The sequence below is a fragment of the Pandoraea terrigena genome (assembly GCF_902459705.1).
Lineage (GTDB): Bacteria > Pseudomonadota > Gammaproteobacteria > Burkholderiales > Burkholderiaceae > Pandoraea > Pandoraea terrigena.
This window is the reverse complement of record NZ_CABPRU010000008.1, coordinates 144,240-162,848: the sequence shown is the minus strand read 5'-3', so window position 1 is coordinate 162,848 and position 18,609 is coordinate 144,240. Positions and strand designations below refer to the sequence as shown.

Here is an 18,609-nt window from a genome sequence, read left to right as displayed (position 1 = left end):
GGGTCAGCGCACGATACCGCGCGTGCTGGCGTTGAGGAAGTCGAGCAGCGCGCGCACGGCATCGGACACGTCCGGTGCCCCGGCGTTGCCAAAGGCTTCGATCTGCACCTTCGCTTCGTCAAGCGTCAGCCCGCTCTTGTAGAGCAGCTTGTACGCGTGACGCAGCGCCGTAATCGCATCGGCCGTGAAGTTGCGGCGCCGCAGCCCTTCGACGTTGATACCGTAAGGCACCGCGCGGTCACCCGACGCGATGACGAACGGCGGTACGTCCTGCACGAGTACCGACGCGCCTCCGACCATCGAATGTGCCCCGATGCGCACGAACTGATGCACCCCCGTCATGCCGCCGATGATCGCCCAGTCGCCAACAATGACGTGGCCGGCCATTTGCGCATTGCTGGAAAAGACCGTGTGGTTGCCCACATGGCAATCGTGAGCGATATGCACGTACGCCATGATCCAGTTGTCGCTGCCAACACTGGTCAGACCGCCATCCTGCACCGTGCCGGTGTGAATGGTCGTGAACTCGCGGATCGTATTGCGATCGCCGATGACGAGCCTCGTCGGCTCGCCAGCGTATTTCATATCCTGGGGAGTGCCGCCGATCGACGCGAACGGGCCGATCTTGTTGCCTTCGCCCAGCGCCGTATGACCGTCGACAACCGAGTGGGAAAGAATCTGCGTACCAGCGCCGATCGTCACGTTCGGCCCGACGATCGCATAGGGACCGACAACGACGTCGTCAGCCAGTTGCGCCTTGGAATCGACGACCGCAGTGGGATGAATGTTCGTCATGAGCGTCTTAATTCCGGTTACTCGCCGTTCTTCTTGACCATGCACATGAACTCGGCTTCCGCCGCGATATTGCCGTCTACGAGGGCTTGCCCCTTGAATTTGAAGAAGCCTCGCTTGTGGGCCACGAAGTGCACGTCCAAAAGGAGTTGGTCGCCCGGCTCGACAGGGCGCTTGAAGCGTACGCTCTCGATTCCCACGAAATAGTAGAGCGTGTTCTCGTCATGCACCACCTCTTCCGAGAAGGTGAGAAGCGCGGCGGCTTGTGCCAGCGCCTCGACGATCAGCACGCCAGGCATCACCGGACGCTGCGGATAATGGCCTGTGAAATACGGCTCATTGATCGTGACGTTCTTGATGACCTTGATGTTCTTGTGCGGCTCCAGCGCGATCACGCGATCCACCATCAGCATCGGATACCGATGCGGCAGCAGCTTCATGATCTTGTGGATGTCGATATTGATAGTGGTCTCGCTCATTTATCTTGCAGGTCTTTGACCTTCGCTTCAAGTTGACGCACGCGATCACGCATCTTGTCCAGATTGCGCATGATGGCCGCGTTTTTGTTCCATTCGGCGTTTGGGATGGCCGGAAACGCGCTCGTATACGTCCCCGGGCCGGGAATCGACTTCGATACCCCCGATTTTGCCGTCACGACGACGCGGTCGCCAATCGTGACATGCCCGGCCACGCCCACGGCGCCACCCAGCATGCAGAATTTACCGATGGTACTGCTACCGGCGATGCCCGTACACGCAGCGATCACCGTGAAAGCGCCGACACGCACGTTGTGCGCGATCTGCACCTGGTTGTCGATCTTGCAACCGCGCTCGATCACCGTATCGGCCATCGCCCCGCGATCGATGGAGGTCGACGCGCCGATTTCGACGTCGTCCTCGATCACTGCGCGTCCCACCTGCGGAATCTTCACCCATTCGCCACCGGCGGCAGAGAAGTCCGGCGCAAAACCAAAACCGTCCGACCCGATGACGGCGCCCGCGTGAATCACGCAACGCGCGCCAATCACGCTCGTGTGGTAAAGCGTGACATTCGGATAGACGAGCACGTCGTCGCCCAATGTCGTGCCTCGACCGACGAACACGTTCGCCACCAGACGCACCCGCTCTCCCAGACGTGCACCGGCCTCGATCACGGCGTTCGGACCGATCACGCACGATGCCGGCACGACGGCCGTCGGATCAACGACAGCGCTCGGATGAATACCCGCCGCGGGGACCGGGGCCGCCGCCTGCGCGAACATCTGCGCCACGCGCGCGAAGTACGCATAGGGGTTCGGTGCGACGATCCACGCACGCCCCTCATGAGACGGCAGCGTGTCGAAGTCGGCCCGGGAAAGAATCACGGCCGCCGCGCCTGAGTTAGGCACATCGGCGAGATACAGCGGATTGGACAGGAACGCGAGCTGATTCGCGCCCGCACGATCAAGCGGTGCCAGGCCGGCCACGGTGACTTCGCCATTGCCCACGAGGTCGCCGCCGAAGCGGGCGACCAACTGCGCCAACGAAATCGACAGCGACCCCGGCAACGAGGACGAGCCCGTCACTTGCCGCCGGTGCCACCGCCCGAACTCGCGTTCAGGGTCTTGAGCACCTTGTCAGTGATGTCGATACGCGGGCTCACGTAGACGGCTTCCTGTACGATCAGGTCGTACTTGTCGGCTTCCGCAATCTGCTTGATGACGCGATTGGCACGATCGAGCACTGCGGCGAGTTCTTCGTTGCGACGCTGATTCAGGTCTTCACGAAACTCGCGCTGCTTGCGCTGGAATTCGGTGTCGGCGGCGGCCAGATCACGCTGACGCTTGGCGCGCTCGGCGTCGGACAACGTCGGGTTGTCCTTGTCGAGCTTGTCCGACATCGCCTTGAGACGCTGGGCCATGGCCTGCAGGTCCGCGTCTCGCTTGGAGAATTCGGCTTCGAGTTTGGCTTGTGCGGCCTTGGCCGGTGCCGAATCGCGCAGGATGCGATCCGAATTGACTGCGGCAATGCGCGCATCCTGAGCCATGGCAGCAAAGGCCGCCCCAGCCAGCAACGCCGCGGCCACGCCGCGCAGGCAATGCTTACGGATACCGTTCAATGTCATACCCCTTTACAACGATAACTACAATAAACGCTCGGAACCGATCGGCTCGCCGTCGTTAGAACGACGTACCGACCTGGAACTGGAATTTCTGGTACTGGTCGCCCACCTTCTTGACAAGCGGGAAGCCCATCGAGAGCTTGAGCGGGCCGATCGGCGAAATCCAGGACAAGCCGAAGCCGTAAGAATAGCGCAGGTTATTGAGGGTAATCGCCTGGCCGTTATCGAACACGTTACCGCCGTCCATGAACGTGAAGATACGCAGCGTGCGGTCATACCCGGTGCCCGGCAGCGGGAACGTCAGTTCGATGTTACCGATCAGCTTCGACGCGCCCCCCAGCGGCTCGCCATTGGTGTCCTTCGGCCCCAGCGAACTTGGCTCATAGCCGCGCACGGAACCGATACCACCGGCGAAGTAGTTCTTGAAAATCGGGAAGGGCTGACCGCCCATCCCGTGGCCGTAGCCGATTTCGCCGTTGAGCGCCAGCGTAAAGCCGCGGCTCACCGGGTAGTAGTACTGGTGCTGGTAATAGGCACGGTAGTACTTGGTCGTGCCGATCGGCGTACCGATTTCGATGTTGGCCTGCTGGTAGTGACCGCGGTTCGGGATCAGTGCACTATCACGCGAATCGCGCGACCAACCGATCGTCAGCGGATAGTTGTTGCTGACGTAGCCGAACTGGTTGGCGTAATCGATATAGCGTTGCGGGGTCGTGCCATCGCTCGTCAGATGCAGACGCGTCTGTTCAAAGCCCAGGCCGAAGAACACCGTATCGACTTCCGAGAACGGCACGCCGAACTTCAGGTTGCCGCCCAGCGTATTGATACGGAAATCCGAATCGCTCGTGAGCAGCAGCGGCTGATACGTGCGGTAGTAGATGTCCGTGATACGGCTCACACCGTCGACCGTGAAGTACGGATCGACCTGTGTGACGGCCAACGTCCGGTAGGTCTTACCCGTGTTCACGTTCACCGACAGCGACGTTCCCGACCCGAACACGTTGTCCTGGCTGATACCGGCTTGCAGCACGACCTTGTCCGTCGACGAGAAGCCCGCACCGACGTTGATCGTACCGGTCGGCTTTTCTTCGACCTTCACCTGGAGGTCGACCTGGTCGTTCGAACCGGCCACCGGCTCGGTGGTCACGCTCACGTCGGTAAAGTAGCCCAGGCGGTTGATACGGTCCTGCGACAGCTTCAGTCGGTCGGCGTCGTACCACGAGCTTTCGAGCTGGCGCATTTCGCGGCGAATCACCTCGTCACGTGTGCGCGAGTTGCCCACGATGTTGATCTTGCGAACGTACACGCGACGACCCGGATCGATCGTCAGTGTCAGCGCCACCGTGTGGTTGTTCCGATCGATCGTCGGCTGGGCATTCACGTTGGCGAATGCGAAACCGTAGTTGCCGAGCATGTCGGAAATGGCCTTCGTGCTGGCTTGCAGCTTGGCTGCCGAGAACGTATCGCCGGCCTTGAGTTGCACAAGCTTGCGCACGTCGTCCTGCTTGCCCAGCATCTCGCCGGTAAGCTTGACGTCCGATACCTTGTACGGCTCGCCTTCGTGCAGGTTGATCGTCAGGAACATCTCGTCCTTGTCCGGCGTAATCGAAACGTCGGTGGAGTCGATGTTGAATTCCAGATAACCGCGGTTCAGGTAGAACGAGCGGACCTTTTCCAAATCGCCCGTGAGCTTGTCCTTGGAGTACAAGTCGTTCTTCGAATACCACGACAACCAGTTCGGCGTACCAAGCTGCATCTCGGCCGTCAGGTCAGACGACGAGAACGCCTTGTTGCCGACGAAGTTGATCTGCTGGATCGTGGCCTTCGGGCCTTCGGTCACGGCGAACTGGATCCCCACGCGATTACGCTCGAGCGGCGTGATCGTCGTCTTCACCTCGGCAGCGTAATAACCGCGCGTGAGGTATTGACGCTTGAGTTCCTGTTCCGATTTTTCGAGCAGGTTGCGGTCGAAGCTGCGGCCTTCCGTCAGGCCAACCGAACGCAACGCTTTTTTCAAGCCGTCCTTGTCGAATTCCTTGATACCGAGGAAGTCAATGGACGCAATCGCGGGGCGCTCGTTGACGTGCACCACCAGCACGTTGCCTTGCGCTTCAACGCTCACGTCCGAGAACAGGCCCGTTGCATAAAGGGCACGAATTGCTTCGGTGCCCTTATCATCGTTGAACTTGTCACCCGGCTTGACCGGCAAGTACGAGAACACAGTACCGGGTTCAATGCGCTGCAAGCCCTCCACTCGGATGTCCTTGACCACGAACGGCTCGACGGCCCGCGCCAGGAAACTGTGTGCCGCCAGAACCGCAATCACCAGGGTCTTCGGAACAAGGTGGTATTTATTCGACAACTTGCTTCCCCAAGAAACAATTGAATCGTAACAACTCGGATTCGCCCGCGACGGCAGGCACGTGACGCTGTCTAGTGCAACAACTTCGACAGGTCGTTGAATAGGGCTACGGCAGACAGCGCGAGGATGCAAACGATGCCCACTCGTTGCAGTGCGCCCTGCCACCGCTCGGAAACTGCCCGACCGGTAATCGCTTCGACCGCATAATATAACAGATAGCCACCGTCCAAAACTGGAATCGGCAACAGATTCAATACGCCGAGGCTAATGCTGACAAGCGCGAGAAAGGCAACGAAATAATCCAGCCCGAGTCGGGCCGAACGCCCGGCGTAGTCCGCAATCGTTACCGGCCCGCTCAGATTCTTGAGCGACGCCTGCCCGGTAATCATCTTCCCGAACATTCGTACGCTGAACGAAGTGACGTCCCAAGTGCGCTGCGCACCCTTGCCGATCGCCTCGAGCAGCCCATACCGGACCGTCACCGTATCAACTTGGGTTGCCAGCGCCGCGCCGATCTTGCCCACGCGTGCCCCGCTCGCCCCGGTCGAATCGACTTCCGCGCTCGGCGTCAGCGTCACGTTGCGCAGCGCGCCATCGCGTCGCACGGTGAGGGTCATCGGCTTGCCCGGGTGGGCGCGCACGGCGTCCACCAGCACCTTGGCCGACGCGACGGGACTGCCGTCGACCGCCGTGATCTCGTCGCCGACACGCAGTCCAGCTGGCCCTGCCGCGCCCCCCGGCAGAAGCTGGCCCACGCTGACCCGCGCCGAGGGCGCCAGACCGAGACGCTGCATGAAGTCCTGCTCGCCATTGGCGTCGAAGTGCTGCCCGGCGCTGTCCAGCATGTATTCAGCGCGCCCGTCGCGGGTACGCGCCACGAGCGTGACACGCTGCCCCTCGATCATCGGGTCGACCAGCCGCCAGCGAAGATCTTCCCACGACCGCACGGGTGTCTCGTCGCCGACGGCCTCGTCGGGACTGCTCCCGTTCTCGCGGACGCCGATGATCAATTCGCCACCGGACAGCCCCGCGCGAGCCGCCAGCGTACCGGCGGCCGGCGGCGCAATGCGCGCGACAGGCTCGGTCACGCCCGCCACATTCAGCCCCGCGTACAGAACGATCGCCAGAAGGAAATTCGCAACCGGACCGGCCGCCACGATGGCAAAACGCTTGTAGACCGATTGTCGATTGAAGGCCCGCGCACGATCTTCCGGGGCGACAACCTGCGTTTCGTCGCGCTCGTCGAGCATTCGGACGTAGCCGCCCAGCGGCAGCGCGCAGACGGTCCACTCCGTACGATCACGCCCCATCGTCCACTTGAGCAAGGGCGCGCCGAAGCCGACCGAAAACCGCAGGACCTTGACCCCGCACAGTCGCGCGACCGAGTAGTGGCCCAACTCATGGAACACCACGAGAACGCCGATGGCGACGGCAAACGCAAGCAACGTGGTCAGCAGAGTCATGAGCGAAGGGGGCCGCGAAGACGTTACAACATGGGGCAGGCGTCAGGACGACGCCCGGGCCGGCAATTTGGCGACGATCGCCGTTGCCAGTTCGCGCGCGCGACGGTCGGCGTCGAGCACGACGTCGAGCGAAGTCGCCTCACCGACAGCAACGGCGTCGAGCACCTGCTCGACCACCTGACCGATGGCCGTGAAGCGGATGCGCCCTTCGAGGAACGCGGCCACGGCAACCTCGTTGGCCGCGTTGAGCAACGCACCGGCCGTGCCGCCGCGATGCAGCGCGTCGAACGCCAGGCGCAGGCATGGAAAACGGCGCAAATCCGGCGCTTCGAACGTCAGCTTGCCGATGTCGGCCAGATTCAGGCCCGCCACGCCCGAGGTCACCCGATCCGGGAACGCCAGTGCGTGGGCGATGGGCGTGCGCATGTCTGGATTGCCGAGTTGCGCGAGCGTCGAGCCATCGGTGTACGTCACCATCGAGTGAATCACGCTCTGCGGATGGATCAGCACCTCGATTTTCTCGGGCGGCATATTGAACAGCCAATGCGCCTCAATGACTTCGAGGCCCTTGTTCATCATGCTGGCGGAGTCGACTGAAATCTTGCGGCCCATCACCCAGTTCGGGTGCGCGCACGCCTCGTCCGGTGTCACGTTCTCGAGCGACGCCAGTTCACGCTCGCGGAACGGCCCGCCCGACGCGGTCAATACGAGTTTTTCGACGCCGCGCTTCGAGACCCGGTCCTCGCCGCTCACTTGCGGAAGGCATTGGAAGATGGCGTTGTGCTCGCTGTCGAGCGGCAGCAACGTCGCGCCGGCGCGTTCGGCCGTTGCCATGAACAGGGCGCCGGAGAGCACCAGCGATTCCTTGTTCGCGAGCAGAATGCGCTTGCCCGCGCGGGCGGCGGCAAGCGTCGACTGCAGCCCTGCGGCGCCGACGATCGCCGCGACGACCATCGTGGCCTCGGTCGCTTGTGCGATCTCGACCAAGGCTTGCGGACCGTAGGTCACGTCGACCTTCAGCCCCGCATGGGCCAGACGCGCCGCAAGCGTGCGAGCGCCATCGGCATCCGCCACCACCGCCACCTTCGGGCGATGCGCGACGCACTGCTCGAACAGGCGATCCAGGTTACGGTGTGCCGACAACGCGTAGACGGAGAATCGGCCGGGATGACGCCCCACCACATCGAGCGTGCTGACGCCAATGGAGCCGGTGGAGCCAAGAATGGAGAGTCGTTGCGACATGATCAGACGAAGAGCAAAGCCAGCGGGAGCACCGGGAGCAACGCGTCGATTCGGTCGAGCACGCCCCCGTGGCCGGGCAGCAGCGCGCTGGAATCCTTCACGCCGGCCTGCCGTTTGAGTTGAGATTCGAATAGGTCGCCCACGACCGAGAAAGCGACCAGCACCGTCAACGCCAACGCGCCGAGTGCCAGGCCCTGCGTGCGGGCGACATGCGAAACGAGGGTCGGGGCCTGCAAGCCGCTGGCGAGGACCCCCGCGGCGACCGCAAGCACCAGCAACCATCCCCCTATCGCCCCTTCCCAGGACTTTCCAGGACTGATCGACGGCGCGAGCTTGCGCCGGCCGAACGCACGGCCGGTGAAATACGCCCCCGTGTCGGCAAGCCAGACGAGCACGAGCACCGAGAGAAGGAATGCCACGCCGCGATCACGCGCCAGGCACAGCGCCTGCCATGCCGCGATCAGCAACACGGGGCCGGCGACGAGCAGCAAACCGCGCCATGCCCCTCGGGTCGCCGGCTTGCGCGCGAGCGTGTAGGGGCCGGCGAGCACCCAGAAGATGGCCGCGGGCTTGAGCCAGATCGACGAGAGCATCCAGCCGCCCGCCCATGTCAGGCCCACGCCCAGCAGGGCGAGCGCGCCGTAAAAGATGGCGCCCGTGCCGTTCAGGCCTACCAGCCGGCCCCATTCCCAGCCAGCGGCAGCCACGATCACAGCGGCAAGTAAAGCGAACTGCGCCGGCGTACCGACGAAGATCACAGGCAAGAGAATGGCGAGAAGTACGACAGCGGTAATGACGCGTGTCTTGAGCATCAGGCGGAATGTCCCGGAGGGTTCTGAACTTGCGCGCTGGTACGGCCGAAACGGCGCTCGCGCTGTTGAAACTCGGCGACGGCCCGTTTGAGGGTATTGGCGTTGAAGTCCGGCCAGAATTCTTCGGTGAAATACAACTCAGTGTACGCCAGTTGCCACAGCAGAAAATTACTGATGCGTTGATCGCCACCGGTGCGAATGAAGAGATCCGGCTCCGGGGCATAGGCCATACTCAGGTAGGGCGCAAGATCGTCCTCGGTGAACGACGTCTCAAGTGCCGCCGGGCCGCCACTCGCCAGGCGCGCGGCGGCGAGCTTCTGCGCCGCCTGCAAAATGTCCCACCGCCCGCCGTAGTTGGCGGCGATGGTCAACGTGAGGCCCGTGTTGTCCTGCGTACGCGCTTCGGCACGCCGCACCAGCTCCTGGATGCGCGGCTCGAAGGCGTCGAGCGCACCGATGACGCGCAGGCGAATACCATTGCTGTGCAGCTTCCCGACTTCACGCTCGAGCGCGAGAATGAAAAGCTGCATCAGCGTCGACACCTCGTCCTGCGGTCGACGCCAGTTCTCGGAACTGAACGCGAACAGCGTCAGGTACTCGACACCGATTTCGGCACAGGCCGTCACCGCTTCACGCACGGCATCGACGCCACGCTTGTGGCCCGCCACGCGGGGCAGCTTGCGACGGGTAGCCCAACGCCCGTTGCCATCCATGACGATGGCGACGTGGCGCGGAATGCTCTCTGTCTTGGGAACGGAGCGCGTAGAGCTGAGAAAACCCATTGAGGTACGGCGCGGATATCGAGCGCGAAAGTCAGCGGAGATCTTGCGGTGAGTGCCGGGGCACTCAGACCGTCATGATCTCGGCGTCCTTCTGCTTGACCAGTTCGTCGATCTCGGTGACAAACTTGTCCGTGAGCTTCTGCACCTCGTCGCTGCCACGGCGCTCGTCGTCTTCCGACGCTTCCTTGTCCTTGACCAGCTTCTTGAGTTGCTCGTTGGCATCGCGACGCAGATTACGCACCGCCACCTTGGCGGCTTCGCCTTCCTGCTTGACCAGCTTGGTCAGTTCGCGACGGCGCTCTTCGGTCAGCATCGGCATCGGCACACGAATCAGATCGCCTTGCGTGGCGGGATTCAAGCCCAGATCCGATTCGCGGATGGCCTTCTCGACCACCGCAACCATCTTCTTTTCCCACGGTTGCACGCCGATCGTACGGCTATCCACGAGGTTCACGTTGGCGACCTGGGAGATGGGCACCATCGAGCCGTAGTAGTCCACCTGCACGTGATCGAGCAGGCCGGCATGCGCGCGACCGGTACGAATCTTCGCCAGGTTGTTCTTGAACGACTCGATCGAGCTTTTCATCTTTTGCTCGACACTCTTCTTGATGTCAGCAACGCTCATGACAACCTCCAAACCTTGAATTGTTACGCAAACGTAAATAATAGGGCGTCGGCGCGCCCAAGCACACCGACGCCGCAATTTGAGCTCAAACGTGGACGAGCGTTCCCTCGTCTTCGCCGAGAATGACGTGCTTGAGCGCGCCCGGCTTCACGATCGAGAAGACACGCACCGGCATCTTCTGATCGCGGCACAGCGCGAAAGCCGTCGCGTCCATGACCTGCAGGTGCTTCGAGATGGCTTCATCGAAGCTGATGGTCGAGTACTTTACCGCGTTGGGGTCTTTCTTGGGGTCTGCGGAGTATACGCCGTCGACCTTGGTGGCTTTGAGCACCACTTCAGCACCGACTTCCGAGCCGCGCAGCGCAGCCGCCGTGTCGGTCGTGAAGAACGGGTTACCCGTGCCGGCGGCGAAAATCACGACCTTGCCCTCTTCGAGCTGGCGGATCGCGCGCGGGCGAATGTACGGCTCGACCACCTGGTCCATGCGCAGCGCGGACTGCACACGCGCCTCGATACCGGCATGGCGCATGGCATCCTGGAGCGCCAGTGCGTTCATCATCGTGGCCAGCATGCCCATGTAGTCGGCCGTTGCACGGTCCATACCCGCCGCACCACCTGCCACACCCCGGAAAATGTTGCCACCGCCGATCACGACGGCCAATTGCGTGCCCAGGCGAACGACCTCGGCAATGTCGTCGACCATTCGTTCGATGGTCGCGCGGTTGATGCCGAATGCATCGTCACCCATGAGGGCTTCACCAGAGAGCTTGAGAAGTACGCGTTTGTAAGGAGTAGACATGGCGGTCCTTAAGAAGTCTGGTCGGGCACTGTTGGGTATTCTGGATGAAACAACGGGGACGGCACCGCCGCCCCCGGATACTACGGTACTGCGCGAATGATTACTGCTTGGCCGCGGCCACTTGCGCAGCCACTTCCGCCGCGAAGTCGTCCTGCTTCTTCTCGATGCCTTCGCCGACCACGAACATGGTGAAACCCTTGACCGTGGTGTTGTTCGCCTTGAGCATCTGCTCGACGGTCGACTTGTCGTCCTTCACGTAAGCCTGGTTGAACAGCGAGACTTCCTTCAGGAACTTCTGCACGCTGCCTTCCACCATCTTGGTCACGATCTCGGCCGGCTTGCCCGATTCGGCAGCCTTCTCGGCAGCGACCTTGCGCTCCTTCTCGATCAGTTCCGGCGAGACTTGATCGCCCGACACAGCCACCGGCTTCATGGCGGCAATGTGCATGGCGACGTTCTTGCCCACGTCCGCGTCGGCACCGTCGTACTCGACGACCACACCGATACGCGTGCCGTGCAGGTAAGCCGCCAGCTTGCCTGCCGTGTCATAACGCTGGAAGCGGCGAATCGTCATGTTTTCGCCGATCTTGCCAATCAGGTCCGCGCGCACTTGTTCAACCGTCTTGCCGTCAAGCGGCAGCGCCGACAGGGCGGCCACGTCGGCCGGGTTGGACTCGGCGACCAGCTTGGCCACGTCGTTCGCGAACTTGAGGAAGTCGTCGTTTTTAGAGACGAAGTCGGTCTCGCAGTTGATTTCGACCACGGCACCCTTGCCGCCGTCGATGTACGCAGCGATCACGCCTTCGGCGGTGATACGGCTGGCGGCCTTGCTGGCCTTGCTGCCCAGCTTGACACGCAGGATTTCTTCAGCACGGACGATGTCGCCGTCGGCCTCGGTCAGCGCCTTCTTGCATTCCATCATCGGCGCATCGGTCTTGGCACGCAGTTCGCCCACCATTGCTGCAGTAATTGCCGGCATATCGTTACTCCTGTATATCGAATCAGTCGGGGGAGGATGGCGCCCGGACGGCCTCACTGCCCGCCCCATGGCGCCCCGCGCACCCGACGCGGGAAAATCGGACTAAAAAAAAGGGGCGCCACCAGCAGCCCCTTTTGTCACGCAGCGGCGGCCGCTTACGCCCCTTCGTTCACTTCGACGAACTCGTCGTTACCATCGCCGCGCACGGCTTCCACGACTTCCTTGACGGCGCTTGCACGGCCTTCAAGGACGGCGTCGGCAACGCCTTGCACGTACAGCTCAACGGCCTTGCTCGAGTCGTCGTTACCCGGGATGACGTAATCCACACCTTCCGGCGAGTGGTTCGTGTCGACCACGGCGATCACCGGAATGCCCAACTTGTTGGCTTCCGTGATGGCGATCTTGTGGTAGCCGACGTCGACGATAAAAATGGCGTCGGGCATGCCGCCCATTTCCTTCACGCCGCCGATCGATTTCTGCAGCTTGGCCATTTCGCGATCGAACAGCAGCGCTTCTTTCTTGCTCATGCGCTCTTGCTCACCGGCTTCCAGGGCCTGCTCCATGTCCTTGAGCTTCTTGATCGACGACTTCAGCGTCTTGAAGTTCGTCAGCATGCCACCCAGCCAGCGGTTGTTGACGTACGGCATGCCGGCGCGACCTGCGGCTTCCGCCACGATGTCACGCGCTTGACGCTTCGTGCCCACGAACAGGATCGTGCCGCGGTTGGCGGACAGTTGACGCACATACTTCAGTGCGTCCTGGTACATCGGCAACGTCTTTTCGAGGTTGATGATGTGAATCTTGTTGCGATGGCCGAAGATATAGGGGGCCATCTTGGGGTTCCAGAAACGGGTTTGGTGACCAAAGTGGACGCCCGCTTCCAGCATCTGACGCATAGTGACAGACATGTGATTCTCCGTGAGGGTTAGGTCTTAGACCGGCTGCCGTACCCGTTTCGCCAGACTGCCACACAGCTTTGCATGACCCGCCTGCGAAGATCGGGCACCCTGGGTGCGCCGGCCCGCGATTTCAAAAATTCCAAGCCGATGACGAACATAACCAACCCCGCACCTCGCCGGACGCAGCGCCATTCGGCACCACAGTGGGGCAAAACCACCCCGACAACCCGGCGAAGACCATTGAAACACAAGGGAAAACCCTTGGGTTTGTTAGCATTTCGTCCTCGACTTAGCCCGAGATTATAGCATCCCAGCCCATCAGCACTCAAGCCACGCGTGCAGTTGTGATGACAAGTCGGAAAGGCCCGGTTCGCGCGGCACTGCGCACGGTTCGCCGCGCCGATGCACGGCGCGCCCGGAACCTCGGAATTTCATCTTCGGAACGCTCCGAAATCCACGCCGGACGGGCCGAAAACCGCCCGTTGGTGCGATAATGCGACACTGTTTACGCAATTTCTCCGATTCCGCAATGGCCATCACCCTCAAGAATGCCCACGACATTGAAATGATGCGCGTCGCTTGCCGACTGGCCAGCGAGGTGCTCGATTTCATTACACCGCACGTACGCGCTGGCGTCACGACCGGGGAGCTCGACCGGCTCTGCCATGAGTACATGCTCAACGAACAGGGCACGGTGCCGGCACCGCTGAACTATCAGCCGCCCGGCTATCCGCCCTACCCCAAGGCCACCTGCATCTCGGTCAACGACGTGATCTGCCACGGCATTCCGGGCGACAAGACGCTCAAGAACGGCGACGCCCTGAACATCGACATCACGGTCATCAAGGACGGCTACTTCGGCGACACCAGCCGCATGTTCATCGTTGGCGAAGGCTCGATCCTCGCGAAGCGTTTGGCGCAGGTGACGTATGAATGCATGTGGCTCGGCATCAACCAGGTGCGCCCGGGCGCGCATCTGGGCGATATCGGCCATGCGATCCAGACGCATGCCGAAGCCCAGGGATATAGCGTGGTACGCGAATACTGCGGGCACGGCATCGGCCAGGTGTTTCATGAAGATCCGCAAATCGTCCACTACGGTCGCCAGGGCACCGGACTCGAGTTGCAGACCGGCATGATCTTTACCATCGAGCCGATGATCAACGCGGGCAAGCGCGAGATTCGGACCATGCCCGATCAATGGACGGTCAAGACGCGCGATCGCAGCCTGTCGGCGCAATGGGAGCACACAGTGCTCGTGACGCCCACGGGCCACGAAGTACTCACGCACTCGGCCCTGACGCCGCCGCCGCCGCCGGGCTCGTCGTATGTGACATCGTTTGCCGCTGCCGCCTGAGCCACCGTCGCCCGACCCAGCCGTCTGTCGCCACGGCAGCCGTCCGGCCTGACTCGTTACCTTCACCACCAGGAAGCCGCCATGCACGCGCGTGCGCACGCCCCGTCTCCGCTACGTCAGGCCCTCAAGGACCGCAAGGCCGAACTCGTCGAACGCTTTTCCACACACGGCAAGATCGACGTGTTGCTCCATGGCTTGTGCCACGCCGTCGATCAAGCCATGCGCGACGCCTGGACCGAGTGCCAGATGCCCGATGGTTTCGCGCTCGTTGCCGTGGGCGGCTATGGGCGCGGTGAACTGTATCCGCACTCGGACGTCGACATTCTCCTGCTCCACCACGATGCCACCCCGGACGCGCTCACGTCGCACGTCGAACCGTTTATCGGCTTCCTCTGGGATATCGGGCTCGAGATCGGATCGTCGGTCCGCACGGTCGACGAATGCATGACCGAAGCGCATGCCGACGTCACGGTGCAAACCAGCCTGCTTGAAGCACGCCTGCTCACCGGCAACCCGGCGCTGTTCGACGAATTCGAGCGCCGCTTCTCGGCCGATCTCGATCCGCGTGCGTTTTTCCGCAGCAAACAACTGGAGATCCGCCAGCGTCACGCCAAATATCAGGACACCCCTTACAGCCTCGAACCGAACTGCAAGGAAAGCCCCGGCGGTCTGCGCGATCTGCAGGTCATTCTCTGGATGACGAAGGCCGCCGGCCTCGGCAATAGCTGGTCGGAACTGTTCGCGCGGGATCTGTTGACCGACCGCGAGCTCAAGGAGCTGCGCCGCAACGAGCAGTTCCTCAAAGGCCTGCGGGCGCGGCTGCACTTGCTGGCGCGACGCCGCCAGGACGTGCTCGTGTTCGACATGCAAACGCCGCTTGCCCAGAGTCTCGGCTTCGACGCCACGGCCACCAAGCGGGCCAGTGAGCAGCTCATGCGACGTTACTACTGGGCCGCCAAGGCCGTGTCGCAACTCAATACGGTGCTGCTGCTCAACGTCGAAGCCCGCCTGTTCCCGCAAACCAGCGGGGTCACGCGCGTGATCAACGAGCGCTTCGTCGAGAAGCAAGGGATGATCGAAATCGTGGATGACGAGTTGTACCAGCGTCACCCGAACGCAATCCTCGAGACGTTCCTGCTCTATGAACAGGTCGTCGGCGTGAAAGGGCTGTCGGCACGCACGCTTCGCGCGCTCTATAACGCCCGCGAACTGATGAACACCCAATGGCGCGCCGATCCCGAGAATCGCAAAACGTTTCTCGGGATTCTCCAGCAGCCGCAGGGCATCACGCACGCGTTGCGCCTCATGAACCAGACGAGCGTGCTCGGCCGGTATCTGATCAACTTCCGTCGCGTCGTCGGGCAGATGCAGCACGATCTGTACCACGTATATACGGTCGATCAGCACATCCTGATGGTGGTGCGCAACATCCGCCGTTTCGCCGTGGCGGAACACGCGCACGAGTACCCCTTCTGCAGCCAGTTGATCGCGAACTTCGATCGCCCGTGGGCGCTGACGATCGCGGCCCTGTTCCATGACATTGCGAAGGGTCGTGGTGGTGATCACTCCACACTTGGCATGGCCGATGCCCGACGCTTCTGCACGCGTCACGGCATTGACAAGGAGGACACGGACCTGATCGTCTGGCTGGTGGGCGAGCATCTGACGATGAGCACGGTCGCGCAAAAGCAGGACACCACCGATCCCGATGTCATCCGCCGCTTTGCGGCGAAGGTGGGGAACGAGCGGCGCTTGACCGCGCTGTATCTGCTTACCGTCGCCGATATCCGCGGCACCAGCCCGAAGGTGTGGAACGCCTGGAAGGGCAAGCTGCTTGAAGACCTCTACCGGCTGACGTTGCAGGTGCTCGGCGGCGCCAACCCGGATCCGCGTTCGCAACTGAAAGCGCGCAAGGAAGAGGCTCTCGGGCTGCTGCGCCTCTACACGGTGCCGGAGCGCGCGCAGGAAGCGCTCTGGCACACGCTGGACGTCGCGTACTTCCTGCGCAACGACCCGGCGGATGTGGCCTGGCAAACGCGCCATCTTTGGCGGCACGTGGACAGCGCGGCCCCCATCGTCAAGGCGCGACCGTCACCGATTGGCGAGGGCTTGCAGGTGATGGTCTACGTGCGCGATCAGGTCGACCTGTTCGCGCGCATCTGCGGCTATTTCGAGCGCAAAGGGTTGTCGATTCTCGACGCCAAGGTCCATACGACCAGCCAAGGCTTTGCGCTGGACAGCTTCCTGCTGACGGATCCGGGCCTCGACACGAGTTACCGCGACATCATCAATCTGGTGGAGAGCGAACTGGTGTCGCTGCTCACACGCGTGGAGCCGTTGGCGGAGCCCAGCAAAGGCCGGCTCCCGCGACGTTCTCGCAGCTTTCCCGTCACCCCGCGCGTCGATTTGCGACCCGACGATCGCGGTCAGTACTACTTGCTATCGGTGTCGGCCAACGACCGCACCGGTCTGCTGTACGCGGTCGCTCGCGTGCTTGCGCGTCACGGCGTAAGCGTGCGTACCGCCCGCATCAACACCCTCGGCGAGCGTGTCGAAGACACGTTCCTGCTCGATGGCAGCCGTTTGCAGGACAGTCGTCTGCAAATTGCCGTCGAGACCGAATTACTCGAAGCATTGGAATCATGAGCGATACCCCGCGCGCCAAACTGAGCGCCAAACATCCCCGCACTCTCGACAAGACTCGCGCTCCGGTGCGTTCATCCGGCGCGCTGAGCCGTCCGACCAAAGCCGTGCCCGCGTCGATGCTCGGCGCCGGCGGCCCAAAAAAGAAGCCCGCCGCGAAACCCGTGCGTCCGCGTCCGGTGGACGATACGGCGACGCCAGCGGGCGCACGTCGTCCAGCGGGCAGTGGCACTGCACCACGCAAGCCCGCGGCAGGCAGCGCGGCGCCATACGAGAAGCGTCCCTCGGGTGAACGCCCGCCCGCACGTGGCCAACGCGAACGCGTTGCCGGTGCACGTCCGGCACGTTCCGACGACGAATCGCGTCCGCGCCGTTTTGACGAAGACCGCCCGCGTCGTGCTGCCGAAGGCGGTGCCCGTGGCGATTTCGCTCGCCCGGCCAAGCGTGGTACCGATGAGCGTGCCCCCCGCCGTTTCGACGAAGACCGCCCGCGTCGCGCTGCCGAAGGTGGTGCCCGTGGCGATTTCGCTCGCCCGGCCAAGCGTGGTACCGACGAGCGTGCCCCCCGCCGTTTCGACGAAGATCGCCCGCGTCGCGCTGCCGAAGGCGGTGCCCGTGGCGATTTCGCTCGCCCGGTCAAGCGTGGTACCGACGAACGTGCCCCCCGCCGTTTCGACGAAGATCGCCCGCGTCGCGCTGCCGAAGGCGCAGCGAGCGGCCGCTTCGTCCGCGATGATCGCGATGCCCGTACCGCGCGAGGGGCACGCCCCGCGCGCGCGCCCCGCGTCGAGCACGGGGCTGACGGCGACGTCAAGACCCACCACGACGCCGCCGGGTCGCTGCGCCTGTCCAAGCGCATGTCGGAACTCGGCCTGTGCTCGCGTCGCGAAGCCGACGAGTGGATCGCCAAGGGATGGGTTCGCGTTGACGGCAAGGTCGTGACGGAACTCGGCACGAAGATCCTGCCGACGCAGGACATCACCGTTGTGCAGGCCGCCCGCAAGGAGCAAGCCAATCGCATGACGATCCTGCTGCACAAGCCCATCGGCTACGTCTCCGGACAGGCCGAAGACGGCTACGAGCCTGCCGTGGTGCTGGTCACGCGTGAACATCACTGGGCCGAAGACGATGCCGGCGTGCGCTTCTCGCCGTCGCATCTGCGCAGTCTCGCGCCGGCCGGACGCCTCGACATCGACTCGACCGGCCTGCTCGTCCTGACGCAGGACGGTCGCATCGCCAAGCAATTGATCGGGGAAGACTCGGAGATCGAAAAGGAATACCTCGTACGCGTCTCTTACAACGAGCACGTCGAGAACGTTCAGGCACACTTCCCGGCCGACCTTCTGGCCCGGTTGCGTCATGGCCTGGAACTCGACGATCAACCGCTCAAGCCCGCTCAGGTCGAGTGGCAGAACCCGGAGCAACTGCGCTTCGTGCTCAAGGAAGGCAAGAAACGCCAGATCCGCCGGATGTGCGAACTGGTCGGCCTGCATGTGACCGGCCTCAAGCGCGTGCGCATGGGACGCATCACGCTGGGCAACCTGCCCGTGGGTGAGTGGCGCTACCTGCGCGCTGGAGAAGGCTTCTGAGTCAGCCGCGCTATCCATGAAAAAGCCCGCCATCGAGGCGGGCCCAGGTTGCTGACGAACCCCATGCCGCTTTTCTGAGCATGGGGTTGCGTCTTTCACACAAGCGCAATGCCGGACCGCGCCCGCGATCCGGTCGAAACACTCGGCAGGATCCGCAATTTGCTG

At 62.8% G+C, this 18,609-nt stretch carries 16 protein-coding genes; 3 read left to right on the top strand and 13 right to left on the bottom strand.

The window, feature by feature from the left end; translation table 11 throughout:
* Window positions 1-3 precede the first annotated feature (3 nt).
* The 13 genes from lpxA to rpsB form a co-directional block, all read right to left on the bottom strand.
* On the bottom strand, window positions 4-795 hold the full coding sequence (gene lpxA / locus PTE31013_RS16745) for an acyl-ACP--UDP-N-acetylglucosamine O-acyltransferase (RefSeq protein WP_150613903.1): 792 nt from the start codon (window positions 793-795) through the stop codon (window positions 4-6).
* A 17-nt stretch (window positions 796-812) separates the two neighbouring features.
* Entirely contained in the window at window positions 813-1,271 is a 459-nt protein-coding gene (gene fabZ, locus PTE31013_RS16740) for a 3-hydroxyacyl-ACP dehydratase FabZ (RefSeq protein WP_150613902.1), read from the bottom strand.
* Complete coding sequence (gene lpxD, locus PTE31013_RS16735; protein WP_174978607.1) at window positions 1,268-2,326, bottom strand: UDP-3-O-(3-hydroxymyristoyl)glucosamine N-acyltransferase; 1,059 nt, start codon at window positions 2,324-2,326, stop codon at window positions 1,268-1,270. Before lpxD ends, fabZ begins: the two co-directional genes overlap by 4 nt.
* Before the next feature lie 26 nt (window positions 2,327-2,352).
* Window positions 2,353-2,895 (bottom strand): OmpH/Skp family outer membrane protein, encoded by a 543-nt coding sequence (locus PTE31013_RS16730; RefSeq protein WP_150613901.1) that lies wholly within the window; start codon window positions 2,893-2,895, stop codon window positions 2,353-2,355.
* 55 nt (window positions 2,896-2,950) lie between these two features.
* A complete protein-coding gene (bamA, locus tag PTE31013_RS16725) occupies window positions 2,951-5,254 on the bottom strand; it encodes an outer membrane protein assembly factor BamA (RefSeq protein WP_174978596.1) in 2,304 nt (767 codons plus the stop codon).
* A gap of 71 nt (window positions 5,255-5,325) precedes the next feature.
* Entirely contained in the window at window positions 5,326-6,717 is a 1,392-nt protein-coding gene (gene rseP / locus PTE31013_RS16720) for an RIP metalloprotease RseP (RefSeq protein WP_150613900.1), read from the bottom strand.
* A 42-nt stretch (window positions 6,718-6,759) separates the two neighbouring features.
* Window positions 6,760-7,959, bottom strand: a complete 1,200-nt coding sequence (gene ispC / locus PTE31013_RS16715; RefSeq protein WP_150613899.1) for a 1-deoxy-D-xylulose-5-phosphate reductoisomerase — start codon at window positions 7,957-7,959, stop codon at window positions 6,760-6,762.
* 2 nt (window positions 7,960-7,961) lie between these two features.
* Window positions 7,962-8,771, bottom strand: coding sequence for a phosphatidate cytidylyltransferase (locus PTE31013_RS16710; RefSeq protein ID WP_150613898.1), 810 nt, complete (start codon window positions 8,769-8,771; stop codon window positions 7,962-7,964).
* A complete protein-coding gene (gene uppS / locus PTE31013_RS16705) occupies window positions 8,771-9,553 on the bottom strand; it encodes a polyprenyl diphosphate synthase (RefSeq protein WP_150613897.1) in 783 nt (260 codons plus the stop codon). Before uppS ends, PTE31013_RS16710 begins: the two co-directional genes overlap by 1 nt.
* A gap of 64 nt (window positions 9,554-9,617) precedes the next feature.
* Window positions 9,618-10,178, bottom strand: coding sequence for a ribosome recycling factor (frr, locus tag PTE31013_RS16700; RefSeq protein WP_150613896.1), 561 nt, complete (start codon window positions 10,176-10,178; stop codon window positions 9,618-9,620).
* Window positions 10,179-10,263: 85 nt separating this feature from the next.
* A complete protein-coding gene (pyrH, locus tag PTE31013_RS16695) occupies window positions 10,264-10,977 on the bottom strand; it encodes a UMP kinase (RefSeq protein WP_026131984.1) in 714 nt (237 codons plus the stop codon).
* A 100-nt stretch (window positions 10,978-11,077) separates the two neighbouring features.
* Window positions 11,078-11,956 carry a translation elongation factor Ts gene (gene tsf / locus PTE31013_RS16690; RefSeq protein WP_150613895.1) on the bottom strand — a complete coding sequence of 293 codons (879 nt, stop codon included), beginning with the start codon at window positions 11,954-11,956 and terminating at the stop codon, window positions 11,078-11,080.
* Window positions 11,957-12,111: 155 nt separating this feature from the next.
* Window positions 12,112-12,864: a 30S ribosomal protein S2 gene (rpsB, locus tag PTE31013_RS16685; RefSeq protein ID WP_150613894.1), complete on the bottom strand. Its 753-nt coding sequence runs from the start codon at window positions 12,862-12,864 to the stop codon at window positions 12,112-12,114.
* 484 nt (window positions 12,865-13,348) lie between these two features.
* Here rpsB and map point away from each other — a divergent pair, with 484 nt between their 5' ends.
* The 3 genes from map to PTE31013_RS16670 all read left to right on the top strand — a co-directional run bounded on the left by map (window position 13,349) and on the right by PTE31013_RS16670 (window position 18,444).
* On the top strand, window positions 13,349-14,212 hold the full coding sequence (gene map / locus PTE31013_RS16680) for a type I methionyl aminopeptidase (protein ID WP_150613893.1): 864 nt from the start codon (window positions 13,349-13,351) through the stop codon (window positions 14,210-14,212).
* Window positions 14,213-14,293: 81 nt separating this feature from the next.
* Entirely contained in the window at window positions 14,294-16,858 is a 2,565-nt protein-coding gene (locus tag PTE31013_RS16675; protein ID WP_150613892.1) for a [protein-PII] uridylyltransferase, read from the top strand.
* Window positions 16,855-18,444, top strand: a complete 1,590-nt coding sequence (locus PTE31013_RS16670; protein ID WP_150613891.1) for a pseudouridine synthase — start codon at window positions 16,855-16,857, stop codon at window positions 18,442-18,444. Before PTE31013_RS16675 ends, PTE31013_RS16670 begins: the two co-directional genes overlap by 4 nt.
* Window positions 18,445-18,609 lie beyond the last annotated feature (165 nt).

Coding starts and splice junctions, on each gene's coding strand:
- PTE31013_RS16710 (WP_150613898.1), bottom strand. CDS start 8,771: ATGCTCAAGACACGCGTCATTACCGCTGTCGTACTTCTCGCCATTCTC.
- map (WP_150613893.1), top strand. CDS start 13,349: ATGCGACACTGTTTACGCAATTTCTCCGATTCCGCAATGGCCATCACC.
- PTE31013_RS16675 (WP_150613892.1), top strand. CDS start 14,294: ATGCACGCGCGTGCGCACGCCCCGTCTCCGCTACGTCAGGCCCTCAAG.
- PTE31013_RS16670 (WP_150613891.1), top strand. CDS start 16,855: ATGAGCGATACCCCGCGCGCCAAACTGAGCGCCAAACATCCCCGCACT.
- ispC (WP_150613899.1), bottom strand. CDS start 7,959: ATGTCGCAACGACTCTCCATTCTTGGCTCCACCGGCTCCATTGGCGTC.
- rseP (WP_150613900.1), bottom strand. CDS start 6,717: ATGACTCTGCTGACCACGTTGCTTGCGTTTGCCGTCGCCATCGGCGTT.
- pyrH (WP_026131984.1), bottom strand. CDS start 10,977: ATGTCTACTCCTTACAAACGCGTACTTCTCAAGCTCTCTGGTGAAGCC.
- uppS (WP_150613897.1), bottom strand. CDS start 9,553: ATGGGTTTTCTCAGCTCTACGCGCTCCGTTCCCAAGACAGAGAGCATT.
- fabZ (WP_150613902.1), bottom strand. CDS start 1,271: ATGAGCGAGACCACTATCAATATCGACATCCACAAGATCATGAAGCTG.
- rpsB (WP_150613894.1), bottom strand. CDS start 12,864: ATGTCTGTCACTATGCGTCAGATGCTGGAAGCGGGCGTCCACTTTGGT.
- tsf (WP_150613895.1), bottom strand. CDS start 11,956: ATGCCGGCAATTACTGCAGCAATGGTGGGCGAACTGCGTGCCAAGACC.
- frr (WP_150613896.1), bottom strand. CDS start 10,178: ATGAGCGTTGCTGACATCAAGAAGAGTGTCGAGCAAAAGATGAAAAGC.
- PTE31013_RS16730 (WP_150613901.1), bottom strand. CDS start 2,895: ATGACATTGAACGGTATCCGTAAGCATTGCCTGCGCGGCGTGGCCGCG.
- lpxA (WP_150613903.1), bottom strand. CDS start 795: ATGACGAACATTCATCCCACTGCGGTCGTCGATTCCAAGGCGCAACTG.